The organism is Spiroplasma alleghenense (genome assembly GCF_003363775.1).
In the GTDB taxonomy this organism is placed as follows: Bacteria; Bacillota_I; Bacilli_A; order Mycoplasmatales; family Mycoplasmataceae; genus Spiroplasma_B; species Spiroplasma_B alleghenense.
On the sequence record NZ_CP031376.1, the window covers coordinates 853,944 to 870,624 of the forward strand.

General features: G+C 31.3%; 19 protein-coding genes and 1 other RNA gene. 3 read left to right on the forward strand and 17 right to left on the reverse strand.

Going from position 1 to position 16,681, the window contains the following annotated elements:
- Window positions 1-23 precede the first annotated feature (23 nt).
- The 7 genes from ffh to SALLE_RS03890 all read right to left on the reverse strand — a co-directional run bounded on the left by ffh (window position 24) and on the right by SALLE_RS03890 (window position 6,108).
- Window positions 24-1,388 (reverse strand): signal recognition particle protein, encoded by a 1,365-nt coding sequence (gene ffh, locus SALLE_RS03860; protein ID WP_115558309.1) that lies wholly within the window; start codon window positions 1,386-1,388, stop codon window positions 24-26.
- A 72-nt stretch (window positions 1,389-1,460) separates the two neighbouring features.
- Complete coding sequence (rny, locus tag SALLE_RS03865) at window positions 1,461-2,981, reverse strand: ribonuclease Y (protein WP_115558310.1); 1,521 nt, start codon at window positions 2,979-2,981, stop codon at window positions 1,461-1,463.
- A gap of 129 nt (window positions 2,982-3,110) precedes the next feature.
- Window positions 3,111-3,761, reverse strand: a complete 651-nt coding sequence (locus SALLE_RS03870; RefSeq protein ID WP_115558311.1) for a nitroreductase family protein — start codon at window positions 3,759-3,761, stop codon at window positions 3,111-3,113.
- 12 nt (window positions 3,762-3,773) lie between these two features.
- The gene (gene recA, locus SALLE_RS03875) at window positions 3,774-4,793 is read right to left on the reverse strand and encodes a recombinase RecA (protein WP_115558727.1); all 1,020 of its coding nucleotides are present in this window, start codon (window positions 4,791-4,793) and stop codon (window positions 3,774-3,776) included.
- A 56-nt stretch (window positions 4,794-4,849) separates the two neighbouring features.
- The gene (locus tag SALLE_RS03880; RefSeq protein ID WP_115558312.1) at window positions 4,850-5,335 is read right to left on the reverse strand and encodes a CinA family protein; all 486 of its coding nucleotides are present in this window, start codon (window positions 5,333-5,335) and stop codon (window positions 4,850-4,852) included.
- Between the two features lie 77 nt (window positions 5,336-5,412).
- Window positions 5,413-5,756: RNase P RNA component class B (gene rnpB, locus SALLE_RS03885), an RNA gene on the reverse strand.
- Window positions 5,757-5,778: 22 nt separating this feature from the next.
- Window positions 5,779-6,108, reverse strand: a complete 330-nt coding sequence (locus SALLE_RS03890; protein ID WP_115558313.1) for a DivIVA domain-containing protein — start codon at window positions 6,106-6,108, stop codon at window positions 5,779-5,781.
- A gap of 91 nt (window positions 6,109-6,199) precedes the next feature.
- Here SALLE_RS03890 and SALLE_RS03895 point away from each other — a divergent pair, with 91 nt between their 5' ends.
- On the forward strand, window positions 6,200-6,703 hold the full coding sequence (locus SALLE_RS03895) for a Holliday junction resolvase RecU (protein ID WP_162807952.1): 504 nt from the start codon (window positions 6,200-6,202) through the stop codon (window positions 6,701-6,703).
- Here SALLE_RS03895 and SALLE_RS03900 read toward each other — a convergent pair.
- The 6 genes from SALLE_RS03900 to SALLE_RS03925 form a co-directional block, all read right to left on the reverse strand.
- Complete coding sequence (locus SALLE_RS03900) at window positions 6,678-7,235, reverse strand: DnaD family protein (RefSeq protein ID WP_115558315.1); 558 nt, start codon at window positions 7,233-7,235, stop codon at window positions 6,678-6,680. The genes SALLE_RS03895 and SALLE_RS03900 overlap by 26 nt on opposite strands.
- A gap of 63 nt (window positions 7,236-7,298) precedes the next feature.
- Window positions 7,299-7,577 (reverse strand): HU family DNA-binding protein, encoded by a 279-nt coding sequence (locus SALLE_RS03905; RefSeq protein WP_115558316.1) that lies wholly within the window; start codon window positions 7,575-7,577, stop codon window positions 7,299-7,301.
- Between the two features lie 19 nt (window positions 7,578-7,596).
- A complete protein-coding gene (locus tag SALLE_RS03910; RefSeq protein ID WP_115558317.1) occupies window positions 7,597-8,595 on the reverse strand; it encodes an NAD(P)H-dependent glycerol-3-phosphate dehydrogenase in 999 nt (332 codons plus the stop codon).
- Window positions 8,596-8,602: 7 nt separating this feature from the next.
- Window positions 8,603-9,916: a ribosome biogenesis GTPase Der gene (der, locus tag SALLE_RS03915; RefSeq protein ID WP_115558318.1), complete on the reverse strand. Its 1,314-nt coding sequence runs from the start codon at window positions 9,914-9,916 to the stop codon at window positions 8,603-8,605.
- A gap of 17 nt (window positions 9,917-9,933) precedes the next feature.
- Window positions 9,934-10,596, reverse strand: a complete 663-nt coding sequence (gene cmk / locus SALLE_RS03920) for a (d)CMP kinase (protein ID WP_162807953.1) — start codon at window positions 10,594-10,596, stop codon at window positions 9,934-9,936.
- Between the two features lie 11 nt (window positions 10,597-10,607).
- Complete coding sequence (locus tag SALLE_RS03925) at window positions 10,608-11,300, reverse strand: hypothetical protein (RefSeq protein WP_115558320.1); 693 nt, start codon at window positions 11,298-11,300, stop codon at window positions 10,608-10,610.
- An 84-nt stretch (window positions 11,301-11,384) separates the two neighbouring features.
- Here SALLE_RS03925 and SALLE_RS03930 point away from each other — a divergent pair, with 84 nt between their 5' ends.
- Window positions 11,385-11,573, forward strand: coding sequence for a ferredoxin (locus SALLE_RS03930; protein WP_115558321.1), 189 nt, complete (start codon window positions 11,385-11,387; stop codon window positions 11,571-11,573).
- 39 nt (window positions 11,574-11,612) lie between these two features.
- On the opposite strand, the gene SALLE_RS03935 is transcribed toward SALLE_RS03930, so the two are convergent.
- On the reverse strand, window positions 11,613-12,584 hold the full coding sequence (locus SALLE_RS03935; RefSeq protein WP_115558322.1) for a hypothetical protein: 972 nt from the start codon (window positions 12,582-12,584) through the stop codon (window positions 11,613-11,615).
- 47 nt (window positions 12,585-12,631) lie between these two features.
- Window positions 12,632-13,297, reverse strand: a complete 666-nt coding sequence (locus SALLE_RS03940; protein WP_115558323.1) for a hypothetical protein — start codon at window positions 13,295-13,297, stop codon at window positions 12,632-12,634.
- An 83-nt stretch (window positions 13,298-13,380) separates the two neighbouring features.
- Between SALLE_RS03940 and SALLE_RS03945 the strand changes: the two genes are divergently transcribed.
- The gene (locus SALLE_RS03945; RefSeq protein WP_115558324.1) at window positions 13,381-13,944 is read left to right on the forward strand and encodes an inorganic diphosphatase; all 564 of its coding nucleotides are present in this window, start codon (window positions 13,381-13,383) and stop codon (window positions 13,942-13,944) included.
- Window positions 13,945-13,971: 27 nt separating this feature from the next.
- On the opposite strand, the gene lpdA is transcribed toward SALLE_RS03945, so the two are convergent.
- On the reverse strand, window positions 13,972-15,354 hold the full coding sequence (gene lpdA / locus SALLE_RS03950; protein ID WP_115558728.1) for a dihydrolipoyl dehydrogenase: 1,383 nt from the start codon (window positions 15,352-15,354) through the stop codon (window positions 13,972-13,974).
- Window positions 15,355-15,372: 18 nt separating this feature from the next.
- A complete protein-coding gene (locus SALLE_RS03955) occupies window positions 15,373-16,665 on the reverse strand; it encodes a dihydrolipoamide acetyltransferase family protein (protein WP_115558325.1) in 1,293 nt (430 codons plus the stop codon).
- Between the last annotated feature and the right edge of the window lie 16 nt (window positions 16,666-16,681).

A 16,681-nucleotide genomic window follows, 5' to 3' on the forward strand; every position in this document is an offset into this window, starting at 1 on the left:
AATAAGAACAGGTATAGAAACGATTAAAACATTCCTCCACCAAAGCCTTTTTTACCTAACCCACCAAGGTTTGGCATACGCCCTGATTTTAATTGTTTAGTCATTTCCATAACTTGTTTCTTACCTTTATCAAATTGTTGCAATAAGTCGTTATATTCTTTTTCAGTTCTCCCTGAACCTTTAATTATACGTTGTTTACGATTTATTGCTTTTAATACACGAGGCTCACGACGCTCTTTCAACGTCATTGAATTCATTAGAATGTTAGCAACAAAAAGTTTTTTTTGCGCCCCTTCTAATTGACTTTCAGTTAATTTCTGAGCCCCGGGAATCATTTTCATAATTCCTCCAAGGTTTCCCATTTTGGCAACTTGTGCCAATTGGTTACGTAGATCCTCTAGGTCAAATTGTCCCATGAACATTCTTTTCATGGTTTTTTCCATAGTTCTTTGGTCCACAACTTCAGTTGCTTTTTCAAATAAACTATCAACGTCACCCATCCCCAAAATACGGTCAGCCATACGTTTGGGGTGGAATTCAGCTAGAGCACCAATTCCCTCACCTTCACCAATGAATTTAACTGGTAAATTAGTCATACTGGTGATTGAAAGTGTTGCTCCTCCTCGAGCATCTCCATCCAGTTTTGTTACAACAACCCCGCTTAATTTCAAGAGACTATCGAATTCTTTTGTTACGTTAATAATATCTTGACCAGTCATACCATCAACTACAATTAAGATTTCTTGAGGTGAAACAGCTTTTCGAATATTATTTAATTCTGTCATTAAATTTTTATCAATTTGCAGACGACCCGCAGTATCCAAAATTACAACATCAAAATTTTCTTTTTCAGCATAATCCATAGCTTCTTTGGCAGTTTTAACTGGGTCCTGTTTACCTTTTTCAAAAGTAGCAAAATTATTCTTTGCTCCAATTTCAACCAACTGATCAATCGCACCAGGACGGTAAATATCCAATCCAACAGCTAAAGGTTTTTTATTGTGTTTTTTGGCAATTAAATGAGCCACTTTACCAACTGTTGTGGTTTTACCAGCTCCTTGCAATCCAACCATCATAATCACTGATGGGCGTTTAGAAATTTCTAAAGGTTTATTGGTTTTACCTAAAATATCAACCAATTCTTCATGAACTAGTTTTACCATTTGTTGGTCAGCACGAACACCTTCTGAAATATATTGTCCAGTAGCTTTTGTTTCAATTTTTTTAATGAATTCTTTTACTACTTCCAAGTTAACGTCAGCTTCGATTAAAGTTAATCTAATTTCTCTTAGAGTTTCTTTAATGTTGTCTTCTGTTAGTGTGGTTTTTTTCATATTTTTTTCAATAGACTTTTTCATTCTATTGGCTAAAAAATCTCCAAATCCCATAATTTCACCTCAACTATCATCTAATAAATTGTATATCAAAAAAACCGTTTATAAACGGTTTTTTTGATTATTTTAACGAATTATTTTAATTTCTCGTTTTTCTCTAATAATTGTCATAGTTATCTCACCTGGAATTATAACTTCCTTAGTAATTAATTCTTGTAAATCATTTAAGATTCCTACTAATTGCCAATCTTCAACTAAATCAGGATCAACTATAATTCTAATTTGTCTTCCTGATTGAATTGCATAAGCATTTTGGACTCCCTCAACTGATTTAGCAATTTTTTCAATGTCGCTCATACGGTTTAAGAAATCTTCTGCTGAATTATTTCTCGCCCCAGGTCGAGCAGCAGACATCGAATCTGCAATCGAAACAATTGCAGCAATCAAATCTTCTCTTGGGAAATCCCCGTGGTGTGAGGCGATTGAATTAATTACAACTTTATCTTCACGATACTTTTGCGCAATATTAATACCTAGTACTACATGACTACCTTCTTCTTCAAAATCCACCGCTTTACCGATGTCATGCAATAATCCCGATCTAATTGCTAATTTGGTATTTAGTCCTAATTCAGCAGCAATTGTTCCAGCTAATTTAGCCACCTCAATTGAGTGAAATAAAACGTTTTGACCATAACTTGTGCGGTACTTTAATTTTCCAATTAATTTAATAAGTTCTATGTCCATATTAAAAATACCTAATTCTTCAATGACCTGAGTACCAGCTTCCAAAGTAATTTGTTCAATTTCCTTTTGCTGCTTCAAAATTTCTTCTTCAATTTTTACAGGCTGTATTCTTCCATCTGCGATTAGATTGTTTAAAGCTCTGGTGGCAACTTCTCTTCTAATTGGGTTAAAACTTGAAATTGTAATTATATTCGGGGTGTCATCAATAATTACATCAACACCACCAAAATTTTCAAGTGCCTTAATATTTCGGCCTTCTTTTCCAATTATTCGACCTTTGATATCATTAGTCGGAAGTTTGATAAAACTTGTTGTTTTTTCTGCAACAACATCCACAACATATTTTTCCATTGCTGTTACAATTAGTTCTGTAGCATTTGCCTTGGCACTATTATGAGCTTCTAGTTGTTTGGTTTTAATTAGGGAATTTAGTTCCTTTGTAAATTTATGTTCAACGCTTTTAAAAAGAACCTCTTTAGCTTCTTCTTGCGATATATTGGACACAATTTCTAATGCTGAAATTACATCTTCCAATTTTTTTTCATATTCTTTATATTTGTTACTAGCAATTGTCTCTTTACTAAAAAGAGACTCTAACTTTAACTCTAGATTCTTTTCTTGAATACTAATTTCGTTAACTTTTTTTTCTAAATCTGTTTCTAGTTTAGAAATTTCGTATTTTTTTTCCATTATCTTTTTTTCTGCTTGAAAAATTAATTCATCTGAATGAATTTTCGCATCAGCAGTTGCTGATATTAGGATTTTTTTGGCTTCGTCTTGAGCTTTTTTTATTAGTCGTTGTCGACGTTGGCTAAAGCAAAGAACTAAAATTGCTATAATCGATATGGAAAATAGCACAGTTAGTGCAATGATAACCTCAACGGCTGTTCTTGAATTCATTTAAATCTTACCTTTCCCTTGAAAAGCAAGCGGATTTGTGTTTTAACACAAATTAATTTTACTATTTTTTTGAATTAAAGTCCAATATATAAAAATAAAAAGTTCTGCTGCAGAACTTTTTATTTATTTTTATTCAATAAAGTTTGCGTACTCTTCAATACCAACTCTTATTTTTTGACGTTTGTTACCTGGGTATTCATTATCAGGTTCTCCAATCGCAAAACCAAAAACAGGACGACGGCCTTCTTTTAACATTCCCATTTCTTTTAATTGAATTGTTAATTTATCAACAAAAAATCCCGTCATAATTGTTGAACCTAAATTTAATTCAGTTGCTTTTAAAGCCATATATCCAACATGAATTCCAGCGTTAATCATGTCATATTCAGATTTAAACTCAATATTAGGATAAATATTCAATAAGTGTTTTTTAAGTTCCTCTTTTTTAGCAATATCCATTTCTGAAGGATCGAACAGTTTTTCATCCATCAATTTACCATTATCTAAAATATAGGTATCTGTTGAAATTCCTAAAACGATGATTAAAGCACTAGCAGACTTAATGTTTTCACAATTATAACCTTGAAAAGTTTCTGCTAATAAATCTTTTTTTTGTTTATTAGAGACAACTAGTATCTCAACTTGTTGAAGTCCAAAACCACTTGGAGCCATTCTGCCAGCATTAGATATTTCTATCAGTTGTTCTTTTGAAACTTTTCCTTTCGGATTATATTTTTTTATTGTTTTTCTATCTAATAATAGTTCATCCAAATTTTTCATACTTACTCATTTCTATTTATTTGTTTTTAAAACTGATTCCAATTCTTCACAAATTTTATTGTATTCTTCGGTATTAGCTAGAAGTCAATTTTTGACAACTTCTTTACCTTGGCCTATTTTTATTTCTTTATAAGAATATCATACACCCGATTTAGTTAGAATATTATACAAAGATGCTAACTCAATAATTTCTGACAACTTATCAATACCTTTGTTGTAGTTGATAGTAATCTGCGCAACTTTAAATGGAGAAGCCACCTTGTTTTTAACAACTTTAATTTTGACTTTATTCGCGATTGGATTACCATTATCTAAAATAGTTTCACCTTTTCTAACGTCAAGTCTTAATGATGAGTAGAAACGTAAAGCTCTTCCTCCCGGTGTAACTTCAGGACTTCCGAAAATAACTCCAACTTTTTCTCTTAATTGATTTATAAAAATAACTACTGTGTTTGTTTTAGAAATAATCCCATTTAATTTTCTTAAAGCCTTAGACATTAAACGAGCTTGCAGACCAATTGATTGATCTGACATTTCACCTTCTAACTCTGCTTTGGGCACAAGTGCTGCCACAGAATCTAGAATTACAATATCAATAATATTTGATTTAACTAGCATTTCTAAAATATCCAAAGCCTGCTCCCCTGAGTCTGGCTGAGAAACTAGCAAGTTACCAGTATCAACACCGATATTTTTGGCATACATCGGGTCTAAGGCGTGTTCTGCATCAATAAAAGCAGCTCTCCCACCTTTTTTCTGCGCTTCTGCAATCGCATGCAACCCCAAGGTTGTCTTACCACTAGATTCAGGACCATATATTTCTATAATACGTCCTTTAGGGTAACCTCCAATACCGATAATATCATCTATTAGAAAAGATCCAGTTGAGATAGCATCGATTTTTTGTTTCTCAATATCACCCAATCTCATGATTGAACCCTTACCAAAGTTCTTTTCAATATTGCTTAATACATTTTTAAGAATTTCTTCTTGCGAATCTTCTTTTTTATCTTTTTCATCGACTAAACTCATAAAAACCTCTTTTGTTGTTTCTTTTAACTTATTGTACATTTTTTACCTCCTAAAAATTAATCGTGTTTTTTATCGGCAAAATCACTTTTAATATAATTAATTAAATTATTTTTACATATTTTAAGAGCTAATTTTTTAAACTGTTTTCTACTTTTATTTTTGATACTGATTTCAATTACTTTTTGAAAATTATTTGAAACGATACCAATAAAAGCTAATCCCACATCTTTATTATCGCTTGCATTTGGGCCTGCATTGCCAGTAAAACTTATTGCAATATCACTATTAAAAATTTTTCTACAAGAAATAGCCATTTCTATAGCCACTTCATTTGACACAGTTGTAAATTTATTTATTAGATCTGAAGTAATACCCAAAATCTGCTTTTTGGACTCCACAGAATAAGCCACTATTCCACCAAGAAAAACCTCGCTGGCTCCAGAAATGTCTGTTAGCTTATTTCCAAATAATCCTCCAGTAAATGACTCACACGAGGATAATGTTAAGTTTTTAAATTTCAGTAGTTTTAATAATTTTCTCATTATAACTCCTTTGAAGAAAATTTCTTACAAATTATTAAATAACTAATTTACTAATTTGTAAGAAATTGAGATTCTATTATCATAACCCACGTTTTGTTCCTATTGCTAGGTATCAATCATCTATCTACCTTTCGGTTCAAACATCAGTTCATTTCCTTTTGTTTAATTCCTCTACCAAAATTTGAGTTTCTTGCTTGTGGAGTTTACCCGTTCCATTTCCTGGTTTCCCATTATTCGTCTCTGTGGCACTTTATTAGTTTTTCCATGTGATAGTAAAATCATTTAGGAAAAATACTAGTCGTCACCTCACGGTGCCTAGGGTTATTTTTTCCCCTAGCACAATCACTACTTCCATCTCAGGATGTGCAAGCGTGGAGTTTCCTCTACAATAATTTTTCAATTGCAGCGATTGATTCAAATAAAACCTCAACTTTGATTTTACACTATTTTTGACCTAAATTTTGTTTTTCCAAGTTAGCAATTCTTTTTAAAATCGAACTACTATTTACACCACTACGTGCCAATTTTTCCAATTGTTGTTGTGATAGTTGAAGACTGGCAATGATCTTATCATTTTCTTCCATTAAATTTTTGTTCTCTACTTCTAGTGCCATGATTTTATCTTTTAAGTTTTGCTTCTCAAATTCAGAAACTTCATAATCTCTAGTGATTTCATCTAAAAATAAATCAACTTCCTCAACTTTATAACCCTTAAATTCTACTGTAAAATCTTTTTTGGCGATATCTTCTTTTTTGTATTTAACGTAGTTCATTTTAATACCTCTTTTATAAACTAATTTTATCAAATTAAAATTAGTTTAAGTAAAAAAATATTTTTTTATCGTAATAATAATGGAGGTAAAAATGAATTTAATACTAAATAAAGGGATGTTTTTAGAAACAATTATTAATCATGCAAATGAATATTATAACGATAATAACTTAGCTTTAATTTCCAAAATTAATGTCAATATCAATCTTATCAAAGTGGAAAATAAACAAATTACTAAAGCTAATTTTACAAAAAATTTTAATTGCGATTATATCGGGGTTTATAAAGGGGTATACTTGGAATTTGAGGCAAAAGAGACGTATAAGGATTATTTTTCAATCGTTAATTTGAAGCCTGAGCAACGCAAAAAATTAGCTAGAGTTCGTGAGCACCTTGGGGTAGCTTTTTTAATAATTTATTTTCACAATTTTAATAAATACTTTATTGTTGATATTGAGAAAATAATAAATTTAGATAGTAAGGATAAAAAAATACCCGTTTCTTGGTTAGAAGAAAATGGGTATGAATTATTTATGAATAAAAATATTGTTCTTGATTATCTTAATGGTGTTAATCAGCTAATCAATTGTATTTAGTTAATTCTTTTGGTTTTGATTTAATATTGTTTTTAATTAATTTTTCAAGCGCTTCATAATCCTTAACATCATTGGCAATTATTAAATCAGTTAGACCCTGAATCGAAATGTCTTTTTCTAAAAATGACTTGATTGAATTTTTTTGTTCCTCATTCATCGGAATATCAAATTGATCTTGAATTATTTTAACCAGATTTGACTCACTATTTTTATTAGCTAAAGAATTTTCACAAATTATTGCCAATTGACTAAATAGTGGTGATAAATTTATTACTGACTTACCACTTTTATTTTCAATTTTAATAAATTTGGATTTAACCAAATTAGAAATTTCTAAATCAATCTCTTCAATTTTTAGAGTCATATAATCGCTCAATTCTCGAGCAGTTACAAACTTTCTATCATCACTTGATAATTGCATAATTAATAAAATAATTAAAACTTGATTCTCATTTAATCCGATTGTTTTGTAATAACAAAGTAGCAAAGATTTTTTTTGAATAATTCTGTTTTTAATTAAGTCAACAAGCATTACTTTTCTCCTTTAAGATTAAAATGTTGCCTTCGCAACATTTTTTACATTCAAAATTTTTAATTAGCTTTTAGCTACTGAATCTTTAAGTTGTTTTGCAACTTTGAATTTTGCAACTTTAGTTGCAGCAATTTGAATTTTTTCTCCACTTGATGGATTAATTCCTTCACGAGCAGCTCTGTCAGCTACTGAAAATTTACCAAATCCAGCAATTGATACTTCATCCCCTGCAACTAGTGCGTTTGTTAATTCATCAAAAACGAATGAAACCATTTTATCTGCTTCAGATTTTTGAACATCAAAAGTTGATGCCATTTTTTCAGATAGTTCTTTTTTAGTCATTTTTTATTACCTAATCTTTCTATACCAAAATAATATCACTAAAAATATTATTAATAGTAGCGCTTGGCACACTATTATTATAGAGTATTTGATACATGATTTCAAACAAAGGTAAGTGAATTTTGGCCTTTAATGCCATTTGATGAGCTATTTTACAAGCAGTTACCCCTTCAACTGTAAAGCCGTAATTACTTAAAACTTTTTGAGCATCATTGGCTTTTGCTATTTCCATCCCCAATGAAAAATTTCTAGATTTGTGGCTTGTCGCTGTTAGTATTAAATCTCCCAAACAGGCAAAATTTGTAAAAGTCTCGATTCTAGCTCCATAAGCCATTCCAAGTTTCATAATTTCATTATTACCAATTGTAATAAGACTTGCTTTAGAATTGTCTGAACCTTCAAAACCAAATAATATACCACTAGCAATCGCGACTGTGTTTTTTAAAGCCGCGCTAATTTCACAACCCTTTAAATCTGTTGTTGGTAAAACTCTAAAATATTCGTTATTGAATACTTCAGCTATCTCTTGAGCTACTTTAATATCTTCACTACAACTCATAATACAAGTTGGTTTGCGTTGAATTACCTCAATTGCCACAGAAGGTCCAAATAAAGCTCCATATGCTTTTAAAATGTTGGTTCCCTCAAATAGTTTAATAACTTTTTTACTTAAAACATCAAGATTATTTTCGTCCAATCCTTTAGCAACATTGATGATTATCATTGATTTTTTAGCATATTTCTTAATTTCACTAATTACTTTTTCGATTGCTAGAGTTGGTACTCCCAAAACTAGAATCTCGGTTTTTTCTAGTGCAGCAGATAAATCTGTAGTTGCCTTAATTTCCTTATTTAATAATAAGTCCTTAAAAAAGACTGAATTTTTTTTGTTATCATTAATGTCATTAACTTGATCTTCATCAATTCCATACATTACTACTTTGTGGTCATTATCAGCTAAGACATTCGCCAAAACTGTTCCATAAGCTCCGGTTCCTATTATTGTAATATTTTTCATAAAATACCTACTTTCTCTCTCTAAAAATTAGATTCATTGGTACCCCATCAAAGTCAAATTGTTGACGGATTTGATTTTCTAAGAAACGCTTGTAAGAAAAGTGCACATAAGCAGGATTGTTAACAAACATAACAAAGGTAGGCAGGTAAGCTTCTACTTGCGATCCATAATAAATTTTTAAACGCCCACCATTGTGGTTGGGAGCTGGATTTAGAAGTTGCGCCTTGTTTAAAACTTCATTTAAAACACTTGTTTTTATACGTTTTTTTAAGTTTTCATTTACATGTTCAACTGCTGCAAAAATCTTGTTTATTCGCAAATTCTCCTTAGCAGAAATAAAAACCATATGAGCATATTGCAGGTATTTAAAGTAGGCTTTAAATTCCTCTTCTTTTTTGATCATTGAGTTAGTATTTTTATTAGGTATAATATCTCATTTGTTACCAACCAAAATAATTGGTTTATGTTCCTCAAAGGCCAGACCACCAATATTGGTGTCTTGATCTGAAATTGGAATTGAAGCGTCAATTACCAACAAAACAATATCAGCTTTATTAATACTTGTAAGCGATCTTAAATAACTGTACTTTTCCAAGTTCTCATAAATTCTTCCGCGTTTTCTAATACCAGCCGTGTCGATTAAAACATATTTTTTTGAATTGACAGTAATTTTACTATCAACTGCATCGGTTGTGGTTCCAGAAATTTCACTAACAATCATTCTTTCTTCCCCAATTATAGCATTGACTAAAGATGACTTACCAACGTTTGGCTTACCAATAATCGCAATATTAGTCGCTTCATTTTCAAGGTTTTCGGGTTGCTTTGGCATTGATTCTACAACTTTATCAAGTAAATCCCCGACCCCAATTCCGTGGGTTGAAGATACCAAAGTTGGCTCCCCAAAACCTAAAGTCATAAATTGAAACGCTTCTTCATCAGTCTCTTTTTTATCATATTTGTTAACAACTAAGATAACCGGCTTCTTAGATTTATAAAGAATTTTAGCAACTACTTCATCTTCTGCAGTAATTCCTTCACGATAATTGATAACAAAAATAATAACATCTGCTTCATCAATAGCAATTTCAGCTTGCATTTTAATTTCCTTGGCAAAAGGAGCATCTTGAAGGGTAATACCTCCAGTATCAATAACTATAAAAGGTAAAGTAAGTCATTCTGCTGTTCCATACATACGATCACGAGTAACACCGGGAACATCTTCAACAATCGCTTTTTTTTCGCGAATAATTCGGTTAAAGAGAGTTGATTTACCAACATTAGGTCGACCAACAATTGCAACAAGACCCTTCTTTTTCATAACTATTCAACTCTTTTCTAATTTATTTTTTTACTAACTTCTTTTAGGATTAATTCTACCGCTTCATTAATTGTTAAATCACTATTATCTATTAAAATTGCATCATCTGTCTTAATTAACGGTCCTTCACTTCTTTGCATATCGCTTTTATCACGATTTTCAATCGCTTGTCTGATATCCTCTAAAATATTAGGAGTAATTTTTTGTTCTTCGTTTTGTTTAAAACGACGCATAGCTCTAGATTCCACTGAGCAATCTAAGTAAATCTTTAGCTCTGCATCCTTTAAAACAACAGAGCCAATATCTCGACCAACAACAACAAAACCTTTTCCTTGAGATAAATTGCGTTGTTCTTGAACCATTCAACGTCTTATTTCAGGATTTACAGTAATCTTATTAATATTTTTAATTATATCATTTGATGAAAGTTCTTTGCTAACATCAACACCATTTACTAAAACTTGATCTTGATTGATTTTAAAATCAAAATCTTTTAGAGAATTAACTAATAATTTATCGTTATTAAAATCAAGCTTTTTCTGGTTACAAAATCAAGTATAGGCACGATACATCAAACCTGTATCAAAAAAATGATAATTCAATTTTTCAGCAACTATTTTCATTGTAGCTGATTTACCACTTCCAGCTGGACCATCAACAGCAATATTTATTTTTTTCATAAAATTCTCCCTTAAATAACTAATGGTAGCACAATTGCTAAAATCATTAATAAAATTAAAACTGGCAGTAAGTAGACAATTCATCCAAAACGATGCTTATACATTTTAGTTTCTTTCATTAACAAATTATAGCCACGTTCATTTTTATCACTAACCTCTTTTAACATTGCTGGAGTTGTTCGGTTATCAGCATTTCTAACTTTAGTAACTGTGGCAAAATTAATGTCTGAATGAACATCGGTTTTTTTATCACTTTTACGACGCAATTCTTGAACTTGATTTTGAAAATTTTGTTCATTAACAGCAATTTTTTGGTAGTAATCAATGAATTTTTGACTTGTTAAATTAATCGATTTGTTGTCCTCCATTTTTGAAGAAATATCATCTTTTTTGTTTGATAAAGGTCTCATCAATTCTTCACTTGATAACAGTTCATTATAAAAACGACGTAAATCATATTTTAATTCATCTTTTATTAATGATTTAGATTTATCTTTATCTAAATAAGGTTTTTCAATAGTGTTTTTTTTATCAAATTCATTAACCTTATTTTTAAAGTAGTTCTTGTCAATGGCATCTAATGTTTTAAAAACTGCAGCAATGTTTGAACGCTCAAATTGGCTTTCTTTTTCAATAATAATGTCGCGATTTACTCGTTCATGAAGCTGACGGTTTCGCTCCATTCTAGTTAGTTGCTTATTCACAAAATCACCTACCATATCTTAAATATTATAAATTATTTTGGCATTAATTACTAAATAATAGTAATATTATTGTAGGTGATAATTATGGATAAAAAAAGAACTTGAATTGACCAATCAATCTGTATTGGTTGTCAAGCATGTGTGGAAATTGATGAATCAGACATCTTATTCATGGATGATAACGGCTTAGCCCAGGCAAAACCAAATGATGCTAAATTAGTTGAATCACAAATGGTTTGCCCAACTGGTGCTGTAAATATTGATGAGAATTAAAAATACTTTGTTGTTTCCAACAAAGTATTTTTAATTTTTTTACATAAAACGGTGATTAACTGGTTTCATTCGTTTTTCAACAACCGCGAAAATCAAGTAGAACAAAATAAATCTTGCTAATTGAATTCCAAAAGCAGCTCCTGCAAATTTACCAACAAAGCCTTGAATATTTCCTCAACTGGCATCACCAGAATGATCATGTCCTTCATGACCTTCATGATCGTGAGCGGCATGACGAGGACTTATGTAACCCCAAATATCATTAGCTGACTCCGCGCCGTGACTGTGATCGTGAGCGGCATGACCAGTGGTTATTCCACCCCCAGAAAGACTAACAACATAAAGTGATAACAAGTAAAGGGCTGTTGCTGCAAATGCTGCCACTGGGATTATTACACCCATTGGAGCTCATCTTTTGATTGCATCAACCTTTTTATTTGGATCGATATGAAATACTGAATTTCTAAACAATAAATAGAAGATTGATCAAAATAAGAATACAACAACCATGTACGATAACATATCAAATACTATTTGTACTGGACTGTGATCTGAATGTAATAGAAAGTGAATTCACGGAATAACAATTGCTATAAATTCTGAAAATATTAAACCTAGTGTTGGAATCGAAATAATTACAACTAGCAAGTCTAAAATTCTAATATTCATTTTTACCCCGTTAATTGGGATTGAGAATATAGTTTCAGATAAAACATCAATTAAAGTTGCTACAATTGCTAGACCTAAAAACACAGAAGTTGCTGCAATTTTGAAAGTTAAATTTTTTCTTGTAAAAGCAAAATGACTTTTTAATGAAAAGTCATCCGGGGTGACATCATCGTGTGCCCCCTTTGCTGTAAAGTGGTGTTCATCATGGTAATGATCTCTTTTTTCGTGGTTTTTTTCACCCTCTAAAGCAGGAACATCATGGTCGATATTGTTGCCATTTTCTGGATTTTCTCCTGAAGTGGCCTTAGATTTTTTGTTTTTATCGCTCTCAAGAACTGACATCTATTTCCTCCTTAATTATATTTAATATAAATAACCTTCTTATTTAATTATATATCATACCTTTTAAAAAGCAAGTCAATTGCATAAAAAATTGATAAATAAATTATTAAGTTAATGACTATTTTAACAAAATTAAAGATAAGAATTGGAATTAAAAGATAGTCACGACTCTCTTCAGGAACCCCATATAATTTCAGTAAAAAAGCTCAATTAATTAGAACTCCAAAACCTGCTGCAGCAAAAGCAGCAAATAATCCAGCAGTTCCTTGAGAAATATATAAGGTGATTAAATGCTGTTTTTGAGTTTTAATATATCCAATTACTAATTTATAAACTAAGAAATTAACTATTCAAAAAGTCAGCACCGAAACGATGTCAATTAAATTCATCGCCAACATCCCAATTGGTTCATCACCAATAAAAAAACGCATTCATGTTGCCAAAAAGATAAAGACGATGGTATAAAATAAATTAATTACATAAAGTAAGATAAAATAGGTTATTAAAGTTAGCTCTAATACTAAAAATGTTACTGGAGGAATTTGAATCAATCCAAGAACAAATTTGCTAAATACAGCCAAAACAATATTTAAAGCTAAAATTAATGCTAAAAATGATACTCGTAAACTTGTCAATTTAAAGTACTTATTTCAGTTTATTTTTTGATAGCGCACTTTGAAATCATTCACCTTTAAGTCCTCTTTAATTTGCATAAAAACCTCTACTAATTTAATTAAATTTTATCTTATTTTCAAGTTTTTTGTAATACAATTTATTTAGTTATAAGGAGAAAAAAATGAGTAATAATGTTATTGAAATGATTGTTGAAATACCAAAAGGTAGCAGCAATAAATATGAGTATGATAGTTTAACTGGAAGAATCAGTTTGGACCGTGTATTATATGGCGCTAACTTCTATCCAGGAGAATATGGTTTCATCGAAAATACTTTGGACTGAGATGGAGATCCTTTGGATGTTATTAGTCTAGTTACTTATCCAACTTTACCAGGAGTTGCTGTTAAAGTTAGAATCTTGGGAAGTATTAAAATGATTGACAACGGAGAAATTGATACAAAATTATTTGGAGTTTTTAACGATGATCCTAGATTTGCCACATATCAAAAATTAGAGGATGTTCCTCAACATTTAAAAGATGAAATTGAAAACTTTTTCTTGCAATATAAAGCACTGCAAAAAAAATCAGTTCGAATTGATGGTTGAGGCGATTTAAAACATGCTCAACAAGAAATTAAAGAGTGTCAAGAAAGATACAAAAAATATGAAAAACAATTAGCAAAACCAAACGGTAAAGAAGAAATAATGGCCGAATGAAAAGCTAAAGGTTTAGGTCAAGCATAAAAAAGTTCTCATAAGAGAACTTTTTTATTATAAGTGCAAGGGCTTATCTTGCAAAGCAATAGCCACTTCCATAATAGCTTCACTCACTGTTGGGTGGGGGTGAACTGATTTTGCTAGTTCAGCAATTGTTCCCTCTGCCACCATTAAAGTGGTGATTTCAGAAATCATATCTGTTGCTGTTGAGGCAATGATATGAGCTCCTAAAATTTGACCGTATTTAGGGTCGATTATGACTTTAACAAAACCATCGGTATTTCCATCAGCAATTGATTTACCATTAGCAACCAAGGGGAATTTAAAAGCTTTATAAGGAATATTGTCTTTTTTCACTTGTTCTTCAGTTAAACCAACTGCGGCCACTTCTGGGGAAGTATAAATACAAGAAGGCATGTAATTATAGTTCATTTTTGTAGGAGTTCCAACAATATTTGAAACTGCTACTTCAGCTTGATTTGAAGCTACGTGAGCTAACATGATTTTTCCTGTTACATCTCCAATGGCATAAATATTGGGAATTGAAGTTTGACAGTAGTCATTAATATCAATAGCTCCTCTTTCTGTTAATTTAACTTTGGCGTTTCCAAAATTTGGCAATACTGGGCGACGTCCAACTGATTGTAAGACATAATCAAACTCAACACTTTTTTCTTCTCCAGACTTATCTTTAAAGAATATTTTTTTACCTTCAATTTTAATGATTTGAATACTGGTTTCAATTTTAACATTTGGACGAGTTAGTAATTTTCTAGTCATTTCTTTTGAAATATCTTTATCCAAAATTTCTAAGATTGTATCTAGACCTTGTAGAATTGTAACCTCAGTTCCTAGACGGCGGAATAATGAAGAAAATTCAATTCCAATTACCCCTCCCCCAATAATTACGATTTTTTTAGGAATCTCTTTTAAACTTAAAGCTTCAGTTGAAGTTATTAATGTTCCTGCTTTTTTGGCTTCAGCAAAACCTGGTAAAGTTAGTTCATTAGCACTACTTCCAGTAGCAATAATTAAGTTTTTGAATTTAATTGTTTCCTTATTAACAGTCAAATTATTGTTATCAATAATTTCTGCATTTCCATCAATTCGATCAACCTTATTTTTTTTAATTAAAGTTTCAACTCCAGTAACCAATTGCTTAATAACTGACTCTTTTCTTTTCATCATTGCTGTTCAATCTGGTCGAACTGATTCTTTATCAACGATTATTCCGTATTTCTCAGCATTTTTCATTGTGTTATAAACACTTGTGCTTTTTAGCAAAGCCTTTGTGGGGATACAACCAACATTTAGACAAACACCACCATAATACTCTTTTTCGATTATCAAAGTCTTTAAACCGTGTTGAGCTGCCTTAATCGCAGCTACATATCCACCTGGGCCAGCTCCAATTATCGCTAAATCATACTCTTTCATTTTTTCAATCATCACTTTCTAGTTAATAAATAACGCTAATGGGTTTTCCAATAGTTCAGCCATTTGAGTTAAGAATCTTCCTCCATCAGCTCCATCAATTATTCTGTGGTCTACTGTTAAAGATAAAGGTAACATATTTTTTGTTACTAATTCTTTATTAGCATTCATTCCCAATTGTTCAACAATTGTTCCAACCCCCAAAATAGCAGCTTCTGGGTAATTAATAATTGGGGTAGCAAATTCAACTCCAGCTGATCCAAAGTTTGAAACCGTAAAGGTTGCTCCCTTCATATCATTTCCTGTTAAACTGTTATTTTTAGCTTTATTAGCAAGTTCTCTGATCTCATTTGAAATTTGTCAAATTGTTTTTAAATCAGCTGCTTTAACAACAGGAACTACTAAACCACGACTAGTATCAACAGCAATTCCAATATTGTAGAATTTTTTAATTAACAAATCATCACCATCAAGACTTACATTAATATTTTCTAATTGCTGTAATACAGTTGTAACTGCCTTAACCACAATTGGTAAGTAGGTTACTTTGAAGGTATCTCCAATTTTAGAATTTTTTAAGTCATTTCTCATTTCAACAATTTTTGAAATATCAACAGTTTTGGTTAGTGTGACTGCTGGAATATTTGTGTGAGAATTCATCATCGCCTTAGCAATAGCTTTACGCATCCCTGTTAATGGTTTACGGATTACCTCTTCTGAAGCCACCCCAGTAAATACTGGAGGTGTTGCTTGAAAACTAGACTGAGCTAAAGGCGCTGCTGTTTGAGGCTCTGTTTTACTTACAGTTGATCCAGATTGGGCTTTTAAAACATCTTCAACTAAAATTCTATTATATGGTCCTGTTCCGCTTATCTTACTTAAATCAACCCCATTACTGCTAGCAATTTTTCTTGCCAGCGGAGTTGAACGAAAATCTTTGCTTGTAGTTTGAGTTTCTGACTTCTCTAAAGTTCTGGGCTTAATTAAATCATTCGAGATCGGAACAGCTCCAACAACAGAAGCGCCTTCTTCAACTTTAGCAGTTTTTTCAGCAGGTTTATCCTCTTTTGGACCATCTTTTCCATCATTTATTTCTACAACAACTTCTCCTACTTTAATTACTTGTCCTTCTTTAATGTTCATGGCAGCAATAATACCATCAACTGGGGCAGGGATTTCAGCAGTAACTTTATCGGTTTCTACTGTGAATAATTCATCTCCCTCTGCCACCTTATCTCCAACTTTGAAATTAACTTTAAATACTGTTCCTTCAGTTAATCCCTCGCCGATATCGGCAAACTTTACTTTAAACATATTTTTTCCTCTTCTA